Consider the following 19,380-nt stretch of genomic DNA (forward strand, 5'->3'; position numbering starts at 1 on the left):
ATTCATTATTTTCTATTGATATGCTCATTGTCGCTACCGATTTCAAGTAAATCTAGTAAGTGTTCATAAATCATAACAAACAAAGGCACTTTTATTCCTAAACACTTTTGGCGATTACTAATGCTTGTGTATGCGTGTCGTATTATGAATATCGTGATGCCAAAAAAAAGCAGATGACCTAAGTCACCTGCTTTTTAGAGTGTCTATTCATAAAGTAAAAGAATAGGATAATTAATTATGAGCTTACTTAGCTTTGTCGCCAAGTTTATAAGCCACAACATAATCACCGATTTTCGTACCTACTGAACCATGTCCACCAGCTACCAACACCACCATCTGCTCACCTTTAGAATTCAGGTAAGTCATAGGCGTCGCTTGGCCACCTGCTGGAATACGAACATTCCATAACACATCGCCATTTTTTAAATCATAGGCGCGGAAGTTGTTTTCAGTAGCCGCTGACAAAAATGCCACGCCGCCCTTAGTGATGATGGGTCCGCCAATACCAGGAACACCCAGCTCAAACTTCAATGGAATAGGAGACAAATCTTGTACGGTGCCGTTTCTACGTTGATAGGCAATCTCACCGGTTGCTAGATCTGCACCCGCTACTGTGCCCCATGGTGGCTGCTGACAAGGAACGCCTAGAGGAGATAGGAATGGTCCCAGCTCTACTGCGTAATCTGCGCCTTTATTTTCATTAACGCCTTGCTCGCCTGTATTGGTTTCTCCCTCACCAAGATTGTCTCTAGGAATGAGTTTTGAGGTAAATGCCAAATAAGTTGGCATGCCGAACATTACGCCATTTTCAGGATCAACGGCGAGGCCGCCCCAGTTAAAGGTACCGAAATTACCAGGATAGATCAAACTGCCATTCGTTGATGGTGGCGTATAACGACCATCATAGTTGAGTTGATTAAACTCAATACGGCACATCATCTGATCAATAAGGCTAGCGCCCCACATATCTTTTTCTTTCAACATCGGCGGCTCAAAGCTCAAACCAGAGTAAGGTTGCGTTGGAGCAGCATGTTCACCTGCAACCAAGTAACCTTGCGGCGCATCACGTTCTTTGATCGGTACGATTGGCTCGCCTGTTGCGCGATTCAATACATACACATCGCCTTGTTTGGTTGGAACAACCAGCGCAGGTTGAACCCCTTCTTTGGTTTTTAAGTCAAGTAAACTTGGCTGAGCAGGCGTGTCCATATCCCAAAGATCATGGTGAACAAATTGTTGAACCCAGCGCGCTTTACCTGTTTTAATGTCTAGAGCGACAACAGACGTCGCATATTTTTCTTCATCGGCAGTTCGATAGCTACCTAATTGATCCGGTACACGATTGCCCATAGGGAAATAGACCAAACCAAGTTTTTCATCCGCACTGGCTGTTGACCATGAATTTGGTGAACTGGTTTTGTACATCTGAGTTGGATCATTGACATCGAAAGGTGCTGTGTTGTCAGGATCGCCTGAATCCCAGTTCCATAGTAGCTCGCCAGTATTGACATCATACGCGCGAATAACACCAGAAGGTGAATCAACGTCGTAGTTGTCATTGACTGCGCCTGCCACAACAATCGTATTGCCTACCACTATCGGAGGCGACGTCGAATAATAATAACCCGCCTGTTTAAATGGCATATTGTGCATTAAATCTAAGGCACCATCTTCACCAAAATCTTGACAACGTTGCCCAGTGTTTGGATCAAGTGCGTATAGTTTGGCATCAGAAGTTGGAATGAATATCTTAGCATCGCATTGTTTAGATGCGTTTTCAAAGGTATTACCAGCCACTTTTTGAACCGGTGTATTGCTGGTCTTAACCGTTGTGTTAGTCGCAGCTACAGTAGTGGTAGTTGCGCCATTGATGGCACTATTGCTGTTTGTGTCATTATTAGCAACCAGAGGAGTACTATTTGTACCCGCTTGACCGGCATAATAAGACACACCTCGACAGCTTTGATGCTGACGTTGTAGGTTTTCTCCTACTTTAGGATCAAACTTCCATAAAGTCTCACCAGAGTCAGCATCTAACGCCAACACCCAGTTATGAGGCGTACACATATACAGAGCGTTGCCGATCTTTAATGGCGTTGCCTCATAAGTGGTCTCGCCGACATCATTAGGGCCTTTGATATCACCTGTTTGGATTTGCCAAGCAAGCTCTAAGTCTTTGACATTATCAGTGGTGATTTGAGTTAGAGGCGAGTAGCGTTGCCCATAGTCAGTACCACCATACGCGCTCCATTCACCCTCTGGCGTTTGCTCGCCATTTGATAACGGATCGCCAAGATTCGTAGGTGTTGCATTTTGATCAGCACCATCTTTGGCAGTTAAATTGAGTTCACCTAACTTATCGGTGGCATTATTAGCCATGCTACCAAAAGAGATCAGTGCGCCCACAACCACGCTAGCCAGCAATCCCCAATAGTAAATAGGGTTTTTTGAGTTATTTTTGGCTTCTTTGATTGGCGTTATAATGAGGTTTTCGGAATGTAAGCTCGGTGTACCGTTAGCAACCGAATTTTTATCAGAGCTCGTTGATACTCGAGTTTTATTACCCTGCATCTTATTAGATACCCATGGCAATAACATTAATAAACCAAATATCAGCGGAAAGCCCAAGCGAGTTGCCAGTGCCCACCAATAAAAGCCAGATTCCCAAAGTGCCCAAGCCAGCGTCACAACGATAAAAATAGCGTAGAGCCCATATGCGCTCCAGTGTCTTTTAAATAGCAAGAATGCTGTGACAAGCATCGCAATGCCAGCAACGACGTAGTAAGCGCTACCGCCTAACGAGAGTAAATAGGCACCTCCAATGAGCAAAGGTGCGGCAAAAACCGCCATAATAATAGCTATGAATTTTTCCATGAGCGGAACCACCTGTTTACATAAAAGCAGATTGGCATGCAATGATGGACGCCCAGTAAAAACTAGGCGTCCATCATTACATACATATATAATTAACAAATAAATCAAACGTTGAATAACGTTTAGGACTTTATTTTATCACTTATACCTAAGCTCCGTAAAGGTGGTGTAAGTTAAGGTTAGCTATTTAGCAATTTTTTAGCGGTCAAACTGCTTTTGACACAGCTCCATAAAGGCGCGTCCATACTGACGAATTTCGGCATCGTCACGTACCGCCATCCAACTGGTAAAACGTCCAAAATGATCCACTGGAATAGCGGTTAAGTTCTGATAATGGCTTGGCTCAAATGCCATTTCAGCGATAATACCAATGCCTAAACCAAGACCGACATAGGTGCTAATCACATCAGCATCAAGCGCTGCTAATACAATATCAGGCTCTAATCCGGCATCTTCAAAGGTTTTATCAATCGCGCCGCGTCCCGTAAAGCCACCGTGATAGGTTACGATGGGATAGCTGGCAAGGGTCGGCAAGTCAATAGACTCTTGATTGGCAAGTTCATGATCGCTTGGCACGATAACGCGATGCGTCCAGTCATAATATCGATAACATCTGAGATAATTATTATGAAGTAAAGACTCGGTTGCAATGCCAATATCGGCTTGCCCGCGTATCACCATCTGCGCGATAGTTTCAGGATCTGCCTGTTGTAGAATCAAATTAACCTTGGGAAAGCGCTCTTTAAATTCTTTAACCACTTGTGGCAATACATAACGCGCCTGTGTGTGAGTGGTGGCAATGGTCAATGTGCCGATATTCGGATTGTTATAATCAAGGCTAAGATTTTCAATGGTACGAATTTCAGCAAATATAGTTTCGATGTGTGGCATGAGCGCTGTGCCCATGGTCGTAAGGCCCGTCAGCCGTTTGCCTTGGCGTACAAATACTTCAGTCTTAAGCTGATTTTCAAGTGCGGCAATATGCTTTGATAAACTTGATTGACTGGTATGCAATACCGTTGCCGCTTGGCTTAAGTTATAGCCATTAATCACCGTATGCCAAACTGTCTCCAGCTGTTTAAGCTGAATTTGTAAATGCCGCTGATTGACTACTACGTCGATTGCCATAACTTAATCCTATTGGGTAAATATACAAACCCTGTCTGTATACATAAAATGAAAACGTGAAAATATGCCATAAAGCACCAGTGTAAAACATAGTTATTATTCTTGTATATAATAAATAGCTATCAATTTATAATATTTAGGAATATAGAGCTTATTATTTGAAATATAGAGAGAGTGAAAAGTAATATCAATACATCACGCGCTGCTGACATCAATTTTTCTTGCTTGCTGTGCCTACGCAGACAGAGGCTGCAAAAAATTAATATCAGCATTACTGTCGCGTTTTTAGGGTACTTTGACTATAAGTAATGGTTTTTTGAAGTAATGGTTTTTTGGAATAAGTCTGCATGATCAAACAAAAAAACAGCTACCTTCTAAAAGATAGCTGTTTGTATAAATGAACTTAACTGGCATTGCTTATTTTTGAATAGTCAACAAGCCCTAAGCAATATCAAAACGATCCGCATTCATCACTTTGCTCCAAGCTCGGACAAAATCATAAACAAACTTTTCTAGATTGTCATCCTGCGCATATAGCTCAGCATAAGCACGGAGTATCGAGTTGGAACCAAATACTAAGTCCACACGGCTTGCTTGCCATTTGGTCTTTCCGGTACCGCGTTCACGTACTTCATAGTTATTGGCCGTATTACTTGTACTGTCGCCCGTTGTGATGGGATGCCAAGTATGATTCATGTCCGTTATATTGACAAAAAAGTCATTGGTCAGCACGCCTGCACGTTCGGTAAAGACACCTTGTTGGCTTTGACCATAATTGGTATCTAAAACACGCATACCACCAATCAGGACCACCATCTCAGGCGCGGTCAATCCCATCAGTTGAGTACGGTCAAGCAGCATCTCTTCAGGAGAGACGGCATAGTTTTCTTTGACCCAGTTGCGATAACCGTCATGTAAAGGCTCTAAATCTGCAAAAGATTCTGCATCGGTCATTGCCTCAGTGGCATCACCGCGACCTGCTTTAAAGGGCACAGTAATGTCTACGCCAGCTTTAGTTGCTGCCTGCTCAATCGCCGCATTACCTGCTAAAACGATGAGGTCAGCCAAACTGATGTCTTTGTCAAATTCCGTTTGAATGCGCGTCAATGTTTCAAGCACACGTTGTAGTTGCTCAGGCTCGTTGCCGATCCAATCATTTTGCGGAGCCAGACGAATACGCGCACCGTTAGCACCGCCGCGATAGTCTGAAGCACGGAAAGTACGGGCGCTATCCCATGCAGTGATAATCAGCTCACGATGGCTTAGATCGCTGTCCAATATTTGTGATTTTAAATTCGCAATATCATCAGCACTCAAATCAGCATTCCCTCTCGGGGTAGGATCTTGCCATACAAAGTCTTCCGCTGGCACGTCTGCTCCCAAGTAGCGAGATTTCGGGCCCAAATCACGGTGAGTCAGCTTAAACCAAGCCTTAGCAAACACTTCATCGAAGTAGGCTGGATTCTGATGAAATTTCTCTGAAATCTCACGATAGATAGGATCTTTAACCAATGCCATATCCGCATCAGTCATGATTGGATTGCGGCGTACACTTGGATCATGTGCATCTAATGGACGATCTTCTTCTTTGATGTCCGTTGGTTCCCACTGCCATGCACCAGCTGGACTTTTGGCTAAGGCCCAGTTTTGGCCTAATAGTAGCTCAAAGTAGCCGTAATCCCATTGAGTGGGGTTGGTGGTCCAAGCGCCTTCAATACCACTTGAAACAGTATCGCCTGCATTACCACTACCGTTAGGATTGCGCCAGCCTAGGCCTTGCTCAGCCACATTGGCAGCTTCTGGCTCATCTTCTAATATTGTGGCATCGCCATTACCATGACATTTACCAACCGTATGTCCGCCAGCGGTCAATGCGACGGTTTCTTCGTCATTCATCGACATACGGGCAAAGGTAGTACGCATATCTTGTGCCGTTTTGAGTGGATCAGGGTTGCCATCGACACCTTCAGGATTGACATAAATCAAGCCCATTTGTACCGCTGCTAATGGATTTTCGAGAGAGGTGCGATCTTCATCACTGTCATAACGGTTTTTCGTTGCAGCAAGCCATTCACGCTCAGAACCCCAGTAAATATCTTTTTCTGGATGCCAGATATCAGCGCGACCACCAGCGAAACCCAAGGTTTTAAAGCCCATCGACTCGTAAGCCATATTGCCTGCCAGAATCATCAAGTCAGCCCAAGACAGCTTATTGCCATATTTTTTCTTAATAGGCCATAATAGGCGACGTGCTTTGTCTAAATTGACGTTGTCAGGCCAGCTGTTCAATGGTGCAAAGCGTTGGTTACCTGTGTTAGAGCCGCCGCGACCATCAGCACCGCGATATGTCCCAGCTGAGTGCCAAGCCATACGAATCATCAGACCACCATAATGACCCCAATCTGCGGGCCACCATTCTTGTGACTCAGTCATTAGGCTTTTTAAATCGGTTTTGACCGCTTCTAGATCTAGCTGCTTAAAGGCTTCAGCATAATCAAAATCAGCACCCATCGGGTTAGTCTTTTTGTCTTGCTGATGCAAGATATCTAAGTTCAAGCTATTAGGCCACCAATCGGTTGCTGCAGATGCGGTGGTAGTATGTGCTTGATGCATGACAGGGCAGCCGCCCATACTAGGGCGCTGCGGCGCGTGCGTTTGATCGACATTTTCACTATGAATCGTCGGGCCTTTATCATCCCCTTGGTCATAAGTTGTGTTAGTGGCTGCGTCATTATTGTTATTACCTTCATGATCAACAGGGCAACGTCCAGCGTCTAGCGCCGCGTTTTTGTCAGCTGATGTGGGGGTCGAGTTGGACATTGGATAACTCCTAGGCGGTAGTGAGAGAAAGAATAAGTAGCTAATCGTGGCAGATTTGACTTAAGTAAATGTCGTAGTAGATTTTGCTTATGTATCTGCTTATATTCAAATCATAACTAAATACGGGTTATTTATAAAACTAATATATAAGGATTATATGTTTTAAATAATCAATCATAAAATATCTCAAATACTTATCTCATACAATGGGTTGTCAATGCAATTACTTGTTGTCAGTAACGATACCCACGCTGATTTTATATTTACTAACATATTATAGATAAAAGAAACGCTATAGATAAGTGAATACATTATCAGATATTTTTAAAGATAGAAAAGGCTGAGTTAACTTTACATTAATGAAAGACTGTAAGACGCTGTGCTACCACTATGAAATACAAGCCATTTGAGTACACTACAAGCAATAAGTTAATGCAAAAATATCTAGTCAAGGTAGAGGTTCTCAAGTACCATAACTGGATTTTATGGTAATGATAATATTAGTGCAACGCTGAGCAATTTTTATCGATCCTTATTCTTGTTAACTGATTATAATGATTGATAAAAATTGTGCGCAGTTGTGTTCTTTGTTTTAATTGTTGGTGAGTTATTATGTCTGCTGTCAAATCTGTGCCACCCAATCAACCAATTCCCAAAAAGTCGTGGGGAGAGGCGGCGAAAGCCTATCTGGATCGGCGTGCGATTATTATGTTGTTTTTGGGTTTCGTCGCTGGCATTCCAATCCTTCTTATTTTTTCGAGCTTATCATTGTGGCTGCGTGAGGCAGGTATTGACCGCGGTGTGGTAACCATGTTCAGTTGGGCAGCCTTGGGATATTCCTTTAAATTTATTTGGGCGCCTTTGGTCGATGCAGTACCGTTACCAATATTAACTAAATTGCTCGGTCGTCGGAGAAGTTGGATATTGGTCTCGCAATTGATGATTATCTTTGCGATTTGTCTAATGGCCAGCGTCAATCCAATTGATGACAGTAGCTTGTTTTATATGGCAATCGGGGCAGTGTTGCTAGGCTTCTCATCTGCGACCCAAGACATTGTCATTGATGCGTACCGTATTGAGCTTGCGCCGCCCAGTTTACAGTCAGTGCTGTCGGCGATGTATACCGCTGGTTATCGTCTAGGCATGATTGTTGCGGGTGCAGGCGCGTTATATTTGGCAGATTACTTTGGCTCTACCGAGGCGCTCTATAGCTATGAGGCGTGGCGTAATACGTATTGGATTATGGCAGGCGTAATTGGAATTGGTGTAGTGACTACTTTAGTGATTCACGAACCGATCAGTGAGCAGGTGCGTGTACCACGTAAAACATCAGATTACACTCGTTTGGTATTAGTATTTGCTTTATCAGTGGTCGGCTTTGTACTAGTGTTTGCTAATATTGGACAGTTATTACCAGAAACTGAAAGCGCCGTATTCGGCTTTTTAATTGAAATTGTACATTTGGCACTCAGTTTGGTCACTGCTTTGATTATTGGCTATTTTTTAGTGAAAGTCGGTTTGGTTCAAAAACAAGTGGCTATGGCTACTTGGATCGAGCCTATTGCAGATTTTTTCCGTCGTTATGGCAAAAAAGCTTTATTGCTGTTGGCACTAATTGGTCTTTACCGAATCTCTGATATTGTTGCTGGCGTGATTTCTAACGTCTTTTATTTAGATATGGGCTTTACTAAGACAGATATTGCCAATGCTGTTAAGTTGGTCGGCGTCATTATGGTGATTGCTGGTGGGTTTTTGGGCGGATTAATGGCACAAAAGCTGCGCATGATGCAAGCCATGATGGTGGGAGCGATATTGGCTGCAGTAACCAATTTACTGTTTGTGTTACTGACTTACCATCAAGGCAGTTTGCCTTATATGTATTTGGCAGTGATTTTTGATAACCTTGCTGCTGGCTTGGCAAGTGCAGTGTTTATTGCCTTTTTATCTGCGCTAACATCCATCAGATTTACTGCAGTACAATATGCTATTTTTTCCTCTTTAATGACTCTATTGCCTAAAGTGTTGGGCGGTTATTCAGGAACTATCGTTGACAATATGGGTTATCCGTTCTTCTTTATCTTCACTTTTGCTATTGGGATTCCCATTCTAGCGCTGATTTATTTCGTTGATAAGCATATTGTCATCGGTGATAACGATGATATCTACGGTGATAATAATGACGGCAACGACATTGGTGATAAATTAACCAAGGCCAATCCGAACCTGACTGATACCAAAGAGCCACCACGCGCATCAGAGTAGCGTAAATATTATATTATTACCTTATCTATCACACAAAGTATCTTTAAGAGCTAACTATGACAGCAATGACCATTCGTCAAATAAAGCAGCAAATCCAGCAACTGACGAATGGTGATACGAGTAATCAGATTCCCTCGTTTTGGCTAACTGATTGGCTGTTATATGTCATTGATAAGCCCGTTATGAGTTTAATTGCTGACGACGACTATCGGCTAACTGACAGTGAGCTTAAGCAATTCAATGCGGGCGTGGTTAAAATGCAATCAGGCATTCCTTTGGCCTATTTGACGGGTCATCAGGGATTTTGGTCGCTTGATTTTAAAGTCAATGAGCACACTTTGATTCCTAGACCAGACACTGAGATTTTGGTCGAGCAAGTGTTAGATTGGATAAAAACGCATCCTACGGACAAAAAGAGCAAACGCTTGCTGGATCTCGGTACTGGTTCAGGCTGCATCGCGATTAGTCTAGCGCATGAATTAAAGCATAATAACTGGCAAGTGGTTGCCGTCGATCTATCACTAGAGGCGCTCAACGTGGCGCGGCAGAATGCCGTTATAAATGATGTGACCAATATTGAATTTATGCAAAGCAGCTGGTATAACGAGCTTTCTACTCATGAGAAAAATTCATTTGATATCATCGTCTCCAATCCTCCTTATATCGATGAGGCAGATGAGCATTTATCACAGCTAAAAGCCGAACCTATTAGCGCGTTGAGTGCGCCCAAGCAGGGTTTGGCTGATATCGAATATATCATTCAGCAGGCATCGCTGTATTTACATGCAAAAGGATTGCTAGCGATTGAACATGGATTTGATCAAGGCGCTGCTGTCCGTCAGTTATTTTTGGATAGTGGTTTTGAGTCCGTAGCCACGGTACAAGACTATGGTGGCAATGATCGCGTGACGCATGGCTGCATTTAGTAGCACTCTCAAAAAATATGATTGGCAGTATCAAGCCCGCTCAATACTATATTTATAGTACTTTTACCCGTATTCCTTGTATCTAAGTATCTTGCACCGACTATAGTCATTCGATTTTTTAATAATAGGTTTTCAATAAATATGTCGCATTCATTAAATGTCGAGCAGTTATTAGATGAAGAGCTGCTGCGTTATGCGCGGCAAATATTGCTCGATGGCTGGGATATTGATGCTCAGTTACGATTAAAGTCTGCACGCGTAGTAATCATTGGCGCAGGCGGACTGGGTTGTCCAGCTGCTGAGACCTTGGTACGTGCGGGACTGGGACAAGTTCATCTGATTGACGATGATGTGATTGAAGCCAGTAATTTACAACGTCAGACGTTATTTTTACCGGATGATATCGGTAAATCTAAGGCGCTAACGGCTGCCCAAATGCTAACACGCATTAATCCTTTGATAACGGCGAGTGGTACAGTGGCACGATTGAGCGAAGACAACGCTTATGAGTTGCTCGGTATGGCGACAGGTAAGCCTGATTTACTGCTAGATTGCACCGATAATTTTGCCACGCGTGATATTATCAATCGCATCAGTGTCCGTTATCAGGTTCCGTTATTATCGGCGTCAGCGATTGCGATGCAAGGGCAGCTGGCGTTGTTTGAACCGCATTTGGATACAGGTTGCTATCACTGCGTGTTTGGTTCGGTGGTACTTGATGCCGAGGCTGATGAGCGTACTTGTGCCAGTTCAGGCGTGCTCGCCAGTACCACTGCCATTATGGGTAACTTACAAGCCAATGCGGCCTTACAATACTTAGGATTAACCAAAAATCCACTGACAAACAAGCTGCTATTATGGGATGGTAAGCAGATGCAGCAACGGCTGATGGGTTATCGTAAAGATCCGCAGTGTCCCGTCTGTAGCGATCATTAATCATTATTGACCGCTGACTGTTTAACGCATTCTTAGCTATTCTCACATCCTCTTTTTATTAGCATAGTTGTTTTTTATGAAAATTCATCGTCCGCATTTATTAAAGCACACTTTTAATGTTGTCAATCGTGTTCGCCAAACAGCTAGTATTGCTGGTCTTTCGGCACTAAGAGTCGTAAAAGGTGAAAAACCTGACGCTATACTGCTAAAGGAGACTTTTGAGCAGTTGGGCACGACTTATATCAAAATCGGCCAGTTCATTGCCAGCACGCCTTCTTTATTTCCACGTGATTATGTCACCGCATTTCAGAGCTGTTTGGATCAAACGACGCCTCTATCTTATGCGTATATCGAACAAGTATTAACAGAAGAATTGGCAATTGATGGTCTGACGCTTGCTGAGATGTTTGCACACATCGACTCAAAACCGTTAGCATCAGCTTCTATCGCTCAAGTTCATGCGGCGCGTTTACATAATGGTGATGAGGTCGTGTTAAAGGTGCAAAAACCTGGCGTCGAGACCATTATGCAGACGGATTTAGGCGTATTGCACGGCGTCACCAAATTGCTTGAACTGCTAATGCCATCGATGAAATTTGCCAGTATCGCGCCGATTATTGATGAGATTCGTCTGCGTATGCTTGCTGAGACAGATTTTATCGCTGAGGCACAAAACATTCGCGATTTTCAGCAGTTTTTAGCGGTATCAGGTAATACGCGTGTGGTTGCACCAGAAGTGTATGAGGCGCTAACGACTAAGCGTGTGCTGACCATGAGTCGTTTATATGGTGTCTCTATGGTCGATGAGTCGTTGATGCGTCAATACTGTGCTGATCCTGCGCAAGTCATGGCAGATACTCTCAATACGTGGTTTGCCAGCCTCATGCTGTGCAATAGTTTCCATGCTGATTTGCATGCTGGTAATTTAATGCTGCTGACGGATGGTCGTATTGGCTTTTTAGACTTTGGTATTGTCGGTAAGTTAAAAGCGGAAAGTTGGCGCGCATGTATGGGTATGATGCAAGCCATGCAGGACAATGATTATCAAGCGATGGCACGTCATATGATTGATATGGAAATGACTCATGGTGGCAATCAGGTTGATGTGGCAGCATTGGGAAATGATTTACAGCGTATGATGAAGAATATCATGGCAGAAGACAAAGCGTTTACGAGCGGTGTGCCTTTTAATAGCAAAGAGCAAGCCGATGAGCTGAATAAAATGATGCTTGAGATTGTTGATGTTGGTAAGCGTCATGGTATCCACTTTCCACGTGACTTTGCCTTATTGACCAAGCAGATGTTATATTTTGATCGGTTTATGCGTACGCTTGCGCCTGATATGGATATGTTCAGCGATCAGCGAGTACAAATGCTCGGACAAACAGAAACTGAGTTGAACACAGCATCAACGTTAGACGTTTTTTGATTTCTAATAATACTTTAAATCATCTACTCACTACTGCTTTTGACTGTTCTAACACAAAGGATTGTGTGCTAATTGCCACAAAATGGCTCTGTCATGATGACTACTTTCAAAAGCCGTACGTTTCCTACTATTACCAATGAAACAGCCATTGCCTGTATTGGTCTTTATTGCATGGCAGTGGTCATGGGATATGGGCGCTTTTTATTTACTGCCACCTTGCCTGATATTATGGAGCAATTGTCACTAACGACGACCATTGCAGGCTGGCTAGCTTCTATCAATTACATCGGTTATTTCATCGGTGCACTTATTGCGATGTTTGTCCCTCAGCGTTCGACATGGCAAGCGATGATGCTTTGGACCATTGTGAGTATCGTCACAACCATGCTGCTGGTTGTGCCTAATATGTCGCTAAATGTGTGGTATGTCATTCGGCTGTTGGCAGGTATTGCCAGTGGGGTGGCTATGATTTTAAGCTCATCCTTTGTTATTCAATGTTTGAGTCCTGCACGCCGATCTGTGCTCTCAGCAGTACACTACGCAGGGATTGGTGTTGGGATTAGTGCTTCTGCCATACTGACTTGGTGGCTATTATTATTGGGCTATCATTTTGATATTATTTGGCTAGTGGCAGGACTGAGTAGTCTCCCGCTTTTATGGTTGCTTTATGCGATAAAACCAACAAACCCCGACCTTTCGGATTCGAATCATCCCAGTCCGCGTCTATCGATGTATCAGACGTATTTGAGCTTTAAAAAATCTGTGTACGACGCCATTACTGGTCATCAAAAATCCATCGCTTTATTGCTGGCAAGCTATGTGCTGGCAGGTTTTGGTTATATTACGTCGGCGACTTTTTTGCCAGTCATGGCAGCCCAGCGGTTAACGACACAGACTTATGCTGGGCTAATAATTTGGCTGGTTGTTGGGGTTTTTGCGACGCTCTCTAATCCTTTATGGGGCGCACTTGCTAAACGAATTGGCGAAATAAAAACTTTAATAGGTTTAACGGTGTTGCAAGCGTTTGGGATGTGCTTGCCCATATGGTTCGATGGTGCTGTTGGTCTTTATGGTAATGCAGTCATTTTAGGGCTGACTTTCGTTGGTATGGTGTCAATGACGTTGAATTTGATTAAAAATATCAATCCCATTTACTCAAATTTGCTGATAGGACTGGCAACGTTAGCCTATGCGCTAGGGCAGTTTTTAGGCCCATTGGTAACGGTCGCATTAGCAGGGCAGGACGGCAATTTTAATGCAGGGCTACTGGTTGCTGCGAGCGGGCTGATTGCTGGATTGATGTTGCTGTTATTGTTTCGTCGGCAGTCATCGATGGTTGTTTAGTACACTTTTTAAACCACACTACGGCTAAACACTTCTCGCAATTCAAAACTGGTATGGACTTGAGCCACACCATCAATACGATTCAGTCTATGTAATAAAAACTCTTCGTAATGCGCCATATCGCGTACCCGCACTTTGATCAGATAGTCCTCAGAACGACCAGTCACAATACTACAGCTAATCACTTCATCAAAGCTTTGAATCTTCGTTTCAAATTCTTCAAAACGCTCGGCAGTATGACGATCCATACTAATAGCGATAAATACCGCTAATGGGTAGCCCAGTTTCTGTGCATCGGTTTTGGTATGGTAGCCGGTAATAATCCCTGCATCTTCTAAACGTTTAATACGGCGCGCGCAAGGGGTGGCTGACAGATTGATACGTTCGGCAAGCTCGGTAATACTCATACGTGCCTGCGTCTGTAATAACCGTAGTAATTGTCTATCCGTCTCATCTATATCGCTTAAATGTGCATTATCAAAATGGTCGTTTGACATAAATTATTTTCTTATTAGTGGATTTATCTAATTATAGTCGTTAATACAGGATTTTTCACTAAAATAGCGTTAAATTTAATAAAAAAAAGCTGATTTCTGTTCTATTAATTTTGATATTATAATGGCATAGATAAGTATTATCTCGTATTATAAATAAAGATCTAATCGTCAAATATTTCGCTAAAAATATAAATTATCATGTCATCTAAGGATTGATTATGTCTGACCAAGCCACACGCCCGGTAGTACCTACCACGACCAAAATCACACCCAAAAGTGCCGCTTTTGATTTCCGTAAGTATCGCCCATTTGCCTTTGCGCCGTCGCTGACAGATCGCACGTGGCCGAGCAAAACGATTGAGAAATCACCAATATGGGCAAGTGTGGATTTGCGTGATGGCAATCAGGCGCTGATTGATCCGATGACTATCGAACAAAAAATGCGCTTTTTTAAAACGCTAGTAGACGTTGGGTTTAAAGAAATTGAGATTGGCTTTCCATCAGCGGCGCAGGTTGAGTTTGATTTTGCTCGTAAATTAATTGAAGAAAACCATGTACCTGACGATGTGACATTACAGGTCTTGGTGCAAGCTCGTGAGCATCTAATCGCCCGTACTTTTGAATCCTTAAAAGGCGTGAAGCGTGCAGTTGTCCATGTATATAATTCAACGAGCCGTGTACAGCGTGACAAAGTCTACGGCAAAGACAAAACTGATATCAAAGAGATTGCTATCACGGGCGCCAAGTTATTACAGCAGTATGCCGCAAAATACCCTGAGACAGATTGGGTGTTTCAGTATTCACCTGAAAGCTTTAGTCAAACAGAGACTGAGTATGCGGTAGAAGTCTGCAATGCAGTTTGTGATGTTTGGCAACCACAGCAAGGACAAGAAGTGATTCTTAATTTGCCAGCGACCGTTGAAGCTTCTATGCCCAATGTATTTGCGGATCAGGTTGAGTATTTCTGCCGAAATCTTGCCCAGCGTGAGCATGTTATTATTAGTTTGCATACGCATAATGACCGTGGCTGTGCCGTCGCTGCTGCTGAACTTGGTGTGCTTGCGGGTGCCGATCGTATCGAGGGTACGTTATTAGGCAATGGTGAACGTACGGGCAATATGGATATTATGGTGATGGCGATGAACTTGTTTAGCCAAGGCATCGATCCTGAGCTTGATTTTAGCAACATGAGCGAAATCGTACAGGTGGTGAGTGAGTGCAATAATTTACCACTGCATCCGCGTCATCCTTACGTGGGTGAACTGGTCTTTACCGCCTTTAGTGGCTCTCATCAAGATGCGATCAAAAAATCTCTCGATTATAATGAAAAGCACCAAGATGAGACCGACAATGTTTGGGATGTGGCCTATTTGCCGATTGATCCTGCACATATTGGTCGTAGTTATCAAGATGTGGTTCGCATCAATAGTCAGTCTGGTAAAGGCGGCGTCGCGTATATCTTGCAGCGTAATTATGGTTTTAACTTACCGCGCTGGATGCAAATTGACTTTAGTGGCGTGGTACAAAAGCAGGCTGAGACAGTAGCGCGTGAGTTACAGAACGATGAAATCTTGCAGACCTTTGAAGATACCTACTTGCAGCAAGGCAAGTTTGAGCTACTAGATTATAGTATCAATAACAAAGGCAGCGACGTTTATTTCAGCGGTCAAGTGCAAATGAATGGCGACACTATCAATATCGATGGCAACGGTAATGGTCCATTATCATCGTTCATTGATGGTCTTGCACAGCATACCGGTAAGTCATTGCATATCATTAACTATGCTGAGCATGCGATTAATCCGCACCATGATAACGGTATCGATGATGACACCAATAGTGACAACAAAACCAATGCCAATGCCGCGGCTTACATTCAGCTAAATGTGGATGGTGAGGTTTACTCAGGCATCGGCACTTGTAGCAGTACAGTATCGGCAATGCTTAAAGGCGCATTATCAGCCTTTGCCCAAGCAGTAGGTACGACAGCCGCTTAAAACTTATGATGGTTTAACGGTTTTAGCTGTACATATTGATGACACCATCGCTTCTTGTCTCTAACAAGTAAAGCGATGGTGTTTTTTTAAGGAAAAAATACCGTTAATTTGAGAGGCTTATAATTTATTGATTATTATCTAATTGGTCATTGATTGAAGCATCACCACCAATAGCATAATGTTACTTGTGTTTTTGGTGACTAAGACTTACGCTAATGTATACAACGCATATTATTATAAACAAAAGGTTAATTATGGAACCTATATCATTTGCTTCATTTTCATTAGCCGCACTTTTGGCTTCACTGCCAATGAATGGTGAAGTTATTAGTAAGCCAACTATTACTACCCACATTAGTCCTGCTATTGCCGGACAGTGGGAGATAGATTTAGATAGTGGTATCACAATGACAAAAGAAGTGGCAGCTGAGCAAGCGGCTTCAGACGGTAGCCGGCAAACAAAAAATGACGAGCCTAAAGTGATGGCTGGTACAGAGGGCGGTGTACTTACTCAAAATGAAAATCGTCTTCTTAGTATTTCACCAAATGCCAAAAAACCGCTAATGGCATCTGCTAAGAAATCTAGCCAATGCCGTGAGTTATATAATTTTGGTGCAGACAATGAAATGTGGTCGGTCAGTGGTAAGGAGCAGACGTATGGTCGCTACTTAATCACGCACCGTGAAGAAGGGCTGCCTGTCATTGCCCTTAAAACAATCTATGACAATAATGAAGTAGATTGCTCTGGTAACCAGATTGATCAGACTGATGAAGTACTGATTGCATTTGTAAATCATGATGGTAACCAAATGCAGTGGTGCGCAGACCCTGATGGTAAAGAGTGCTTTATGGAATTTAACAGAGTTTTGCCTTGATGCATTGCTCTAACTAAATCACTGTCATCTTTCAAAGTATAAACAGCTTGCATAAAAAAACCGCTATTTGATAGCGGTTTTTTTATGACAAAAATTTGTTTTAATAATGCATTAAGACTGAGTTTGCGAGTAAATTAAATATTGCAAAATTGCTTGAGCTACGCTGGCTTTTTAGCTTTGTGCGCTGTCAATAACTCTCTTTCCAAGTAGTGAATGTTTTGTGCTTCTTGCACAAAATTATTATCCGCCAAAATCACATCACGATGCAGTGGTATGTTGGTTTTGATACCTTCAATCACTAACTCATCAAGTGCATGCAGCGTTTTAGACACGGCTTGCTGGCGAGTTTGGCCATGGCAAATAAGCTTTCCTATTAATGAATCATAATAGGTCGGTATCTCATATCCAGGGTATAAATGTGAATCAAATCGAACACCAGCACCACTGGGAGCAAACAACTGATTAACTGTACCAGGGCAAGGCATAAAGGTCACTGGATCTTCAGCATTGATACGACATTCAATCGCATGACCTTGAATCTCAATCTCGCTTTGACGATATGATAAACCATAACCAGCCGCGATTTTAAGCTGTTCAACGACCACGTCAATACCAGTAATCATCTCAGTAACGGGATGCTCAACCTGTACGCGTGTATTCATTTCGATAAAGAAGAATTCGTTATTTTCAAACAAGAACTCAAAGGTACCTGCACCGCGATATTTAACCAGCTCACAAGCTTTCACACACGCTCTTAATATAGGTTCGCGCACATCATCAGGAATGTCAGGAGCAGGGGCTTCTTCTAATACTTTTTGGTGACGGCGTTGTAGCGAGCAGTCACGATCGTATAAGTGAATAGCATTACCGTTACCATCACCAAGTACTTGTACTTCTACGTGGCGTGGATTTTGTAAATAGCGTTCCATATAGACGGTATCATCGCCAAACCATAGCTCAGCTTCTTGTTTTGCCGCTTGTACTTGACCGATAATATCTTCAAAGCGCTCAACAACTCGCATACCACGACCACCGCCACCAGAAGCAGCTTTGATCAATAAAGGAAAGCCGATATTGCGCGCTTGCTCTTCAGCATTATGTAGCGTCACAGCACCAACAGAGCCGGGTACCGTTGGTACGCCCGCTTTTTTCATAGCATTAATAGCTGAGACTTTATTACCCATTAAGCGAATATGGTCAGCGTTAGGCCCAACGAAAGTCAGACCTGCTTCTTCTACTCGTTCAGCAAATTCAGCATTCTCTGATAAAAAACCATAGCCGGGGTGGATGGCATCAGCCCCTGTGATTTCAGCAGCGGTCAAAATGGTATTAATATCGAGATAGCTTTGATTGGCATTAGGTTTGCCAATACAGATTGCCTCATCAACAAAGCGCAAATGCATCAAGTTGGCATCAGCGGTAGAATAGACACCTACCGTTTCTATTCCAAGAGCTTTACAGGCTCGAACGATACGTAGGGCAATCTCACCTCTATTGGCGATGAGCAGTTTTTTTATCATGGGTGCATCCTTGTCGAAGCGGCAGTCATTGATAGAGTCACTATTTTTTGCATCATTAGTTCAAGCTATCCTCAATCTAATATAGATTAAATTACGATATCTTATAAATGATAAAAAGCGCTCTATCACAATGAGGTAAAGGGTGGCGAATCTTGTCGTTATGCTTTATAGCGTATGACAGGTTGGCCAAACTGTACAACTTCAGAGTTATTAACCAAGATTTCGTCAACGATACCGCTTTGAGTCGCTTCAAGAGGATTCATGATTTTCATGGCTTCGATGATACCTAAGGTGTCACCAGCCTGTACTTTTTGTCCAACTTTTACAAAAGGTGGATCATTTGGAGTAGGGGCTGAATAATAAACACCAACCATTGGCGAGGTTTCAATGTCACCAGCTTTTACCGACGCTGGCACTGCATCAGTAGAGATGGATGCAGTGCCAGCAGTAGTAGGAGCTGCCATCATCGTTGGTGCAGGTGCATCATAGTGACGAGTTAAACTGATATGTTCATCGTCTGAACTGATTTCTAAATTAACCAGTTCACTTTCTTCCATGAGTGCAATTAGGGTGCGTATTTTTTCGATATCCATAATATTAATTTTGCCTTGTACTAAATTCGAGAAATAGTGTAACTAAATATTGTGTAGATAGTTGCTAATGATACCTATTTTCATGGCAATGAGCAATCGATGTACAGTTGTTAACTGAGTTTTTTTACATATTATGACGTAATCTATCTTAAGCGTAAGAAAATCCCAACGATTTATCA

General features: G+C 42.9%; 13 protein-coding genes. 7 read left to right on the forward strand and 6 right to left on the reverse strand.

Annotated elements, in window-relative coordinates; translation table 11 throughout:
• Positions 1 to 243 precede the first annotated feature (243 nt).
• The 3 genes from JMX48_RS05330 to katG form a co-directional block, all read right to left on the reverse strand.
• Entirely contained in the window at positions 244 to 2,874 is a 2,631-nt protein-coding gene (locus JMX48_RS05330; RefSeq protein ID WP_201535216.1) for a membrane-bound PQQ-dependent dehydrogenase, glucose/quinate/shikimate family, read from the reverse strand.
• A gap of 198 nt (positions 2,875 to 3,072) precedes the next feature.
• Positions 3,073 to 4,002 (reverse strand): LysR substrate-binding domain-containing protein, encoded by a 930-nt coding sequence (locus JMX48_RS05335; RefSeq protein ID WP_201535219.1) that lies wholly within the window; start codon positions 4,000 to 4,002, stop codon positions 3,073 to 3,075.
• Between the two features lie 441 nt (positions 4,003 to 4,443).
• Complete coding sequence (katG, locus tag JMX48_RS05340; RefSeq protein ID WP_201535543.1) at positions 4,444 to 6,633, reverse strand: catalase/peroxidase HPI; 2,190 nt, start codon at positions 6,631 to 6,633, stop codon at positions 4,444 to 4,446.
• 801 nt (positions 6,634 to 7,434) lie between these two features.
• On the opposite strand from katG, the gene JMX48_RS05345 reads away from it, so the two are divergent.
• From JMX48_RS05345 to JMX48_RS05365, 5 genes are all read left to right on the forward strand, one after another.
• Positions 7,435 to 9,084 (forward strand): AmpG family muropeptide MFS transporter, encoded by a 1,650-nt coding sequence (locus tag JMX48_RS05345; protein ID WP_201535222.1) that lies wholly within the window; start codon positions 7,435 to 7,437, stop codon positions 9,082 to 9,084.
• A 65-nt stretch (positions 9,085 to 9,149) separates the two neighbouring features.
• Positions 9,150 to 10,010: a peptide chain release factor N(5)-glutamine methyltransferase gene (gene prmC / locus JMX48_RS05350; RefSeq protein ID WP_413786349.1), complete on the forward strand. Its 861-nt coding sequence runs from the start codon at positions 9,150 to 9,152 to the stop codon at positions 10,008 to 10,010.
• A gap of 141 nt (positions 10,011 to 10,151) precedes the next feature.
• Positions 10,152 to 10,946, forward strand: a complete 795-nt coding sequence (locus JMX48_RS05355) for a HesA/MoeB/ThiF family protein (protein WP_201535228.1) — start codon at positions 10,152 to 10,154, stop codon at positions 10,944 to 10,946.
• Positions 10,947 to 11,022: 76 nt separating this feature from the next.
• Positions 11,023 to 12,375, forward strand: a complete 1,353-nt coding sequence (locus JMX48_RS05360; RefSeq protein WP_201535230.1) for an ABC1 kinase family protein — start codon at positions 11,023 to 11,025, stop codon at positions 12,373 to 12,375.
• Between the two features lie 93 nt (positions 12,376 to 12,468).
• Positions 12,469 to 13,719 (forward strand): YbfB/YjiJ family MFS transporter, encoded by a 1,251-nt coding sequence (locus JMX48_RS05365; protein WP_201535232.1) that lies wholly within the window; start codon positions 12,469 to 12,471, stop codon positions 13,717 to 13,719.
• An 8-nt stretch (positions 13,720 to 13,727) separates the two neighbouring features.
• Here JMX48_RS05365 and JMX48_RS05370 read toward each other — a convergent pair whose 3' ends face one another.
• Positions 13,728 to 14,216, reverse strand: a complete 489-nt coding sequence (locus JMX48_RS05370; RefSeq protein ID WP_201535234.1) for an Lrp/AsnC family transcriptional regulator — start codon at positions 14,214 to 14,216, stop codon at positions 13,728 to 13,730.
• A 218-nt stretch (positions 14,217 to 14,434) separates the two neighbouring features.
• On the opposite strand from JMX48_RS05370, the gene leuA reads away from it, so the two are divergent.
• Both leuA and JMX48_RS05380 read left to right on the forward strand, forming a co-directional pair.
• Positions 14,435 to 16,213 carry a 2-isopropylmalate synthase gene (leuA, locus tag JMX48_RS05375; protein WP_201535236.1) on the forward strand — a complete coding sequence of 593 codons (1,779 nt, stop codon included), beginning with the start codon at positions 14,435 to 14,437 and terminating at the stop codon, positions 16,211 to 16,213.
• Between the two features lie 254 nt (positions 16,214 to 16,467).
• Positions 16,468 to 17,088 carry a hypothetical protein gene (locus JMX48_RS05380; protein ID WP_201535238.1) on the forward strand — a complete coding sequence of 207 codons (621 nt, stop codon included), beginning with the start codon at positions 16,468 to 16,470 and terminating at the stop codon, positions 17,086 to 17,088.
• Positions 17,089 to 17,246: 158 nt separating this feature from the next.
• Here the strand turns inward: JMX48_RS05380 and accC are convergent, their stop codons facing one another.
• Positions 17,247 to 18,608 carry an acetyl-CoA carboxylase biotin carboxylase subunit gene (gene accC, locus JMX48_RS05385; protein ID WP_201535240.1) on the reverse strand — a complete coding sequence of 454 codons (1,362 nt, stop codon included), beginning with the start codon at positions 18,606 to 18,608 and terminating at the stop codon, positions 17,247 to 17,249.
• A gap of 158 nt (positions 18,609 to 18,766) precedes the next feature.
• Entirely contained in the window at positions 18,767 to 19,201 is a 435-nt protein-coding gene (gene accB, locus JMX48_RS05390; protein WP_201535242.1) for an acetyl-CoA carboxylase biotin carboxyl carrier protein, read from the reverse strand.
• Positions 19,202 to 19,380 lie beyond the last annotated feature (179 nt).

This window comes from Psychrobacter immobilis (genome assembly GCF_904846225.1).
GTDB lineage: Bacteria > Pseudomonadota > Gammaproteobacteria > Pseudomonadales > Moraxellaceae > Psychrobacter > Psychrobacter immobilis_F.

Coding starts and splice junctions, on each gene's coding strand:
- JMX48_RS05365 (WP_201535232.1), top strand. CDS start 12,469: ATGATGACTACTTTCAAAAGCCGTACGTTTCCTACTATTACCAATGAA.
- JMX48_RS05335 (WP_201535219.1), bottom strand. CDS start 4,002: ATGGCAATCGACGTAGTAGTCAATCAGCGGCATTTACAAATTCAGCTT.
- leuA (WP_201535236.1), top strand. CDS start 14,435: ATGTCTGACCAAGCCACACGCCCGGTAGTACCTACCACGACCAAAATC.
- JMX48_RS05330 (WP_201535216.1), bottom strand. CDS start 2,874: ATGGAAAAATTCATAGCTATTATTATGGCGGTTTTTGCCGCACCTTTG.
- accC (WP_201535240.1), bottom strand. CDS start 18,608: ATGATAAAAAAACTGCTCATCGCCAATAGAGGTGAGATTGCCCTACGT.
- prmC (WP_413786349.1), top strand. CDS start 9,150: ATGACCATTCGTCAAATAAAGCAGCAAATCCAGCAACTGACGAATGGT.
- JMX48_RS05370 (WP_201535234.1), bottom strand. CDS start 14,216: ATGTCAAACGACCATTTTGATAATGCACATTTAAGCGATATAGATGAG.
- JMX48_RS05355 (WP_201535228.1), top strand. CDS start 10,152: ATGTCGCATTCATTAAATGTCGAGCAGTTATTAGATGAAGAGCTGCTG.
- JMX48_RS05345 (WP_201535222.1), top strand. CDS start 7,435: ATGTCTGCTGTCAAATCTGTGCCACCCAATCAACCAATTCCCAAAAAG.
- katG (WP_201535543.1), bottom strand. CDS start 6,633: ATGGGCGGCTGCCCTGTCATGCATCAAGCACATACTACCACCGCATCT.
- JMX48_RS05380 (WP_201535238.1), top strand. CDS start 16,468: ATGGAACCTATATCATTTGCTTCATTTTCATTAGCCGCACTTTTGGCT.
- accB (WP_201535242.1), bottom strand. CDS start 19,201: ATGGATATCGAAAAAATACGCACCCTAATTGCACTCATGGAAGAAAGT.
- JMX48_RS05360 (WP_201535230.1), top strand. CDS start 11,023: ATGAAAATTCATCGTCCGCATTTATTAAAGCACACTTTTAATGTTGTC.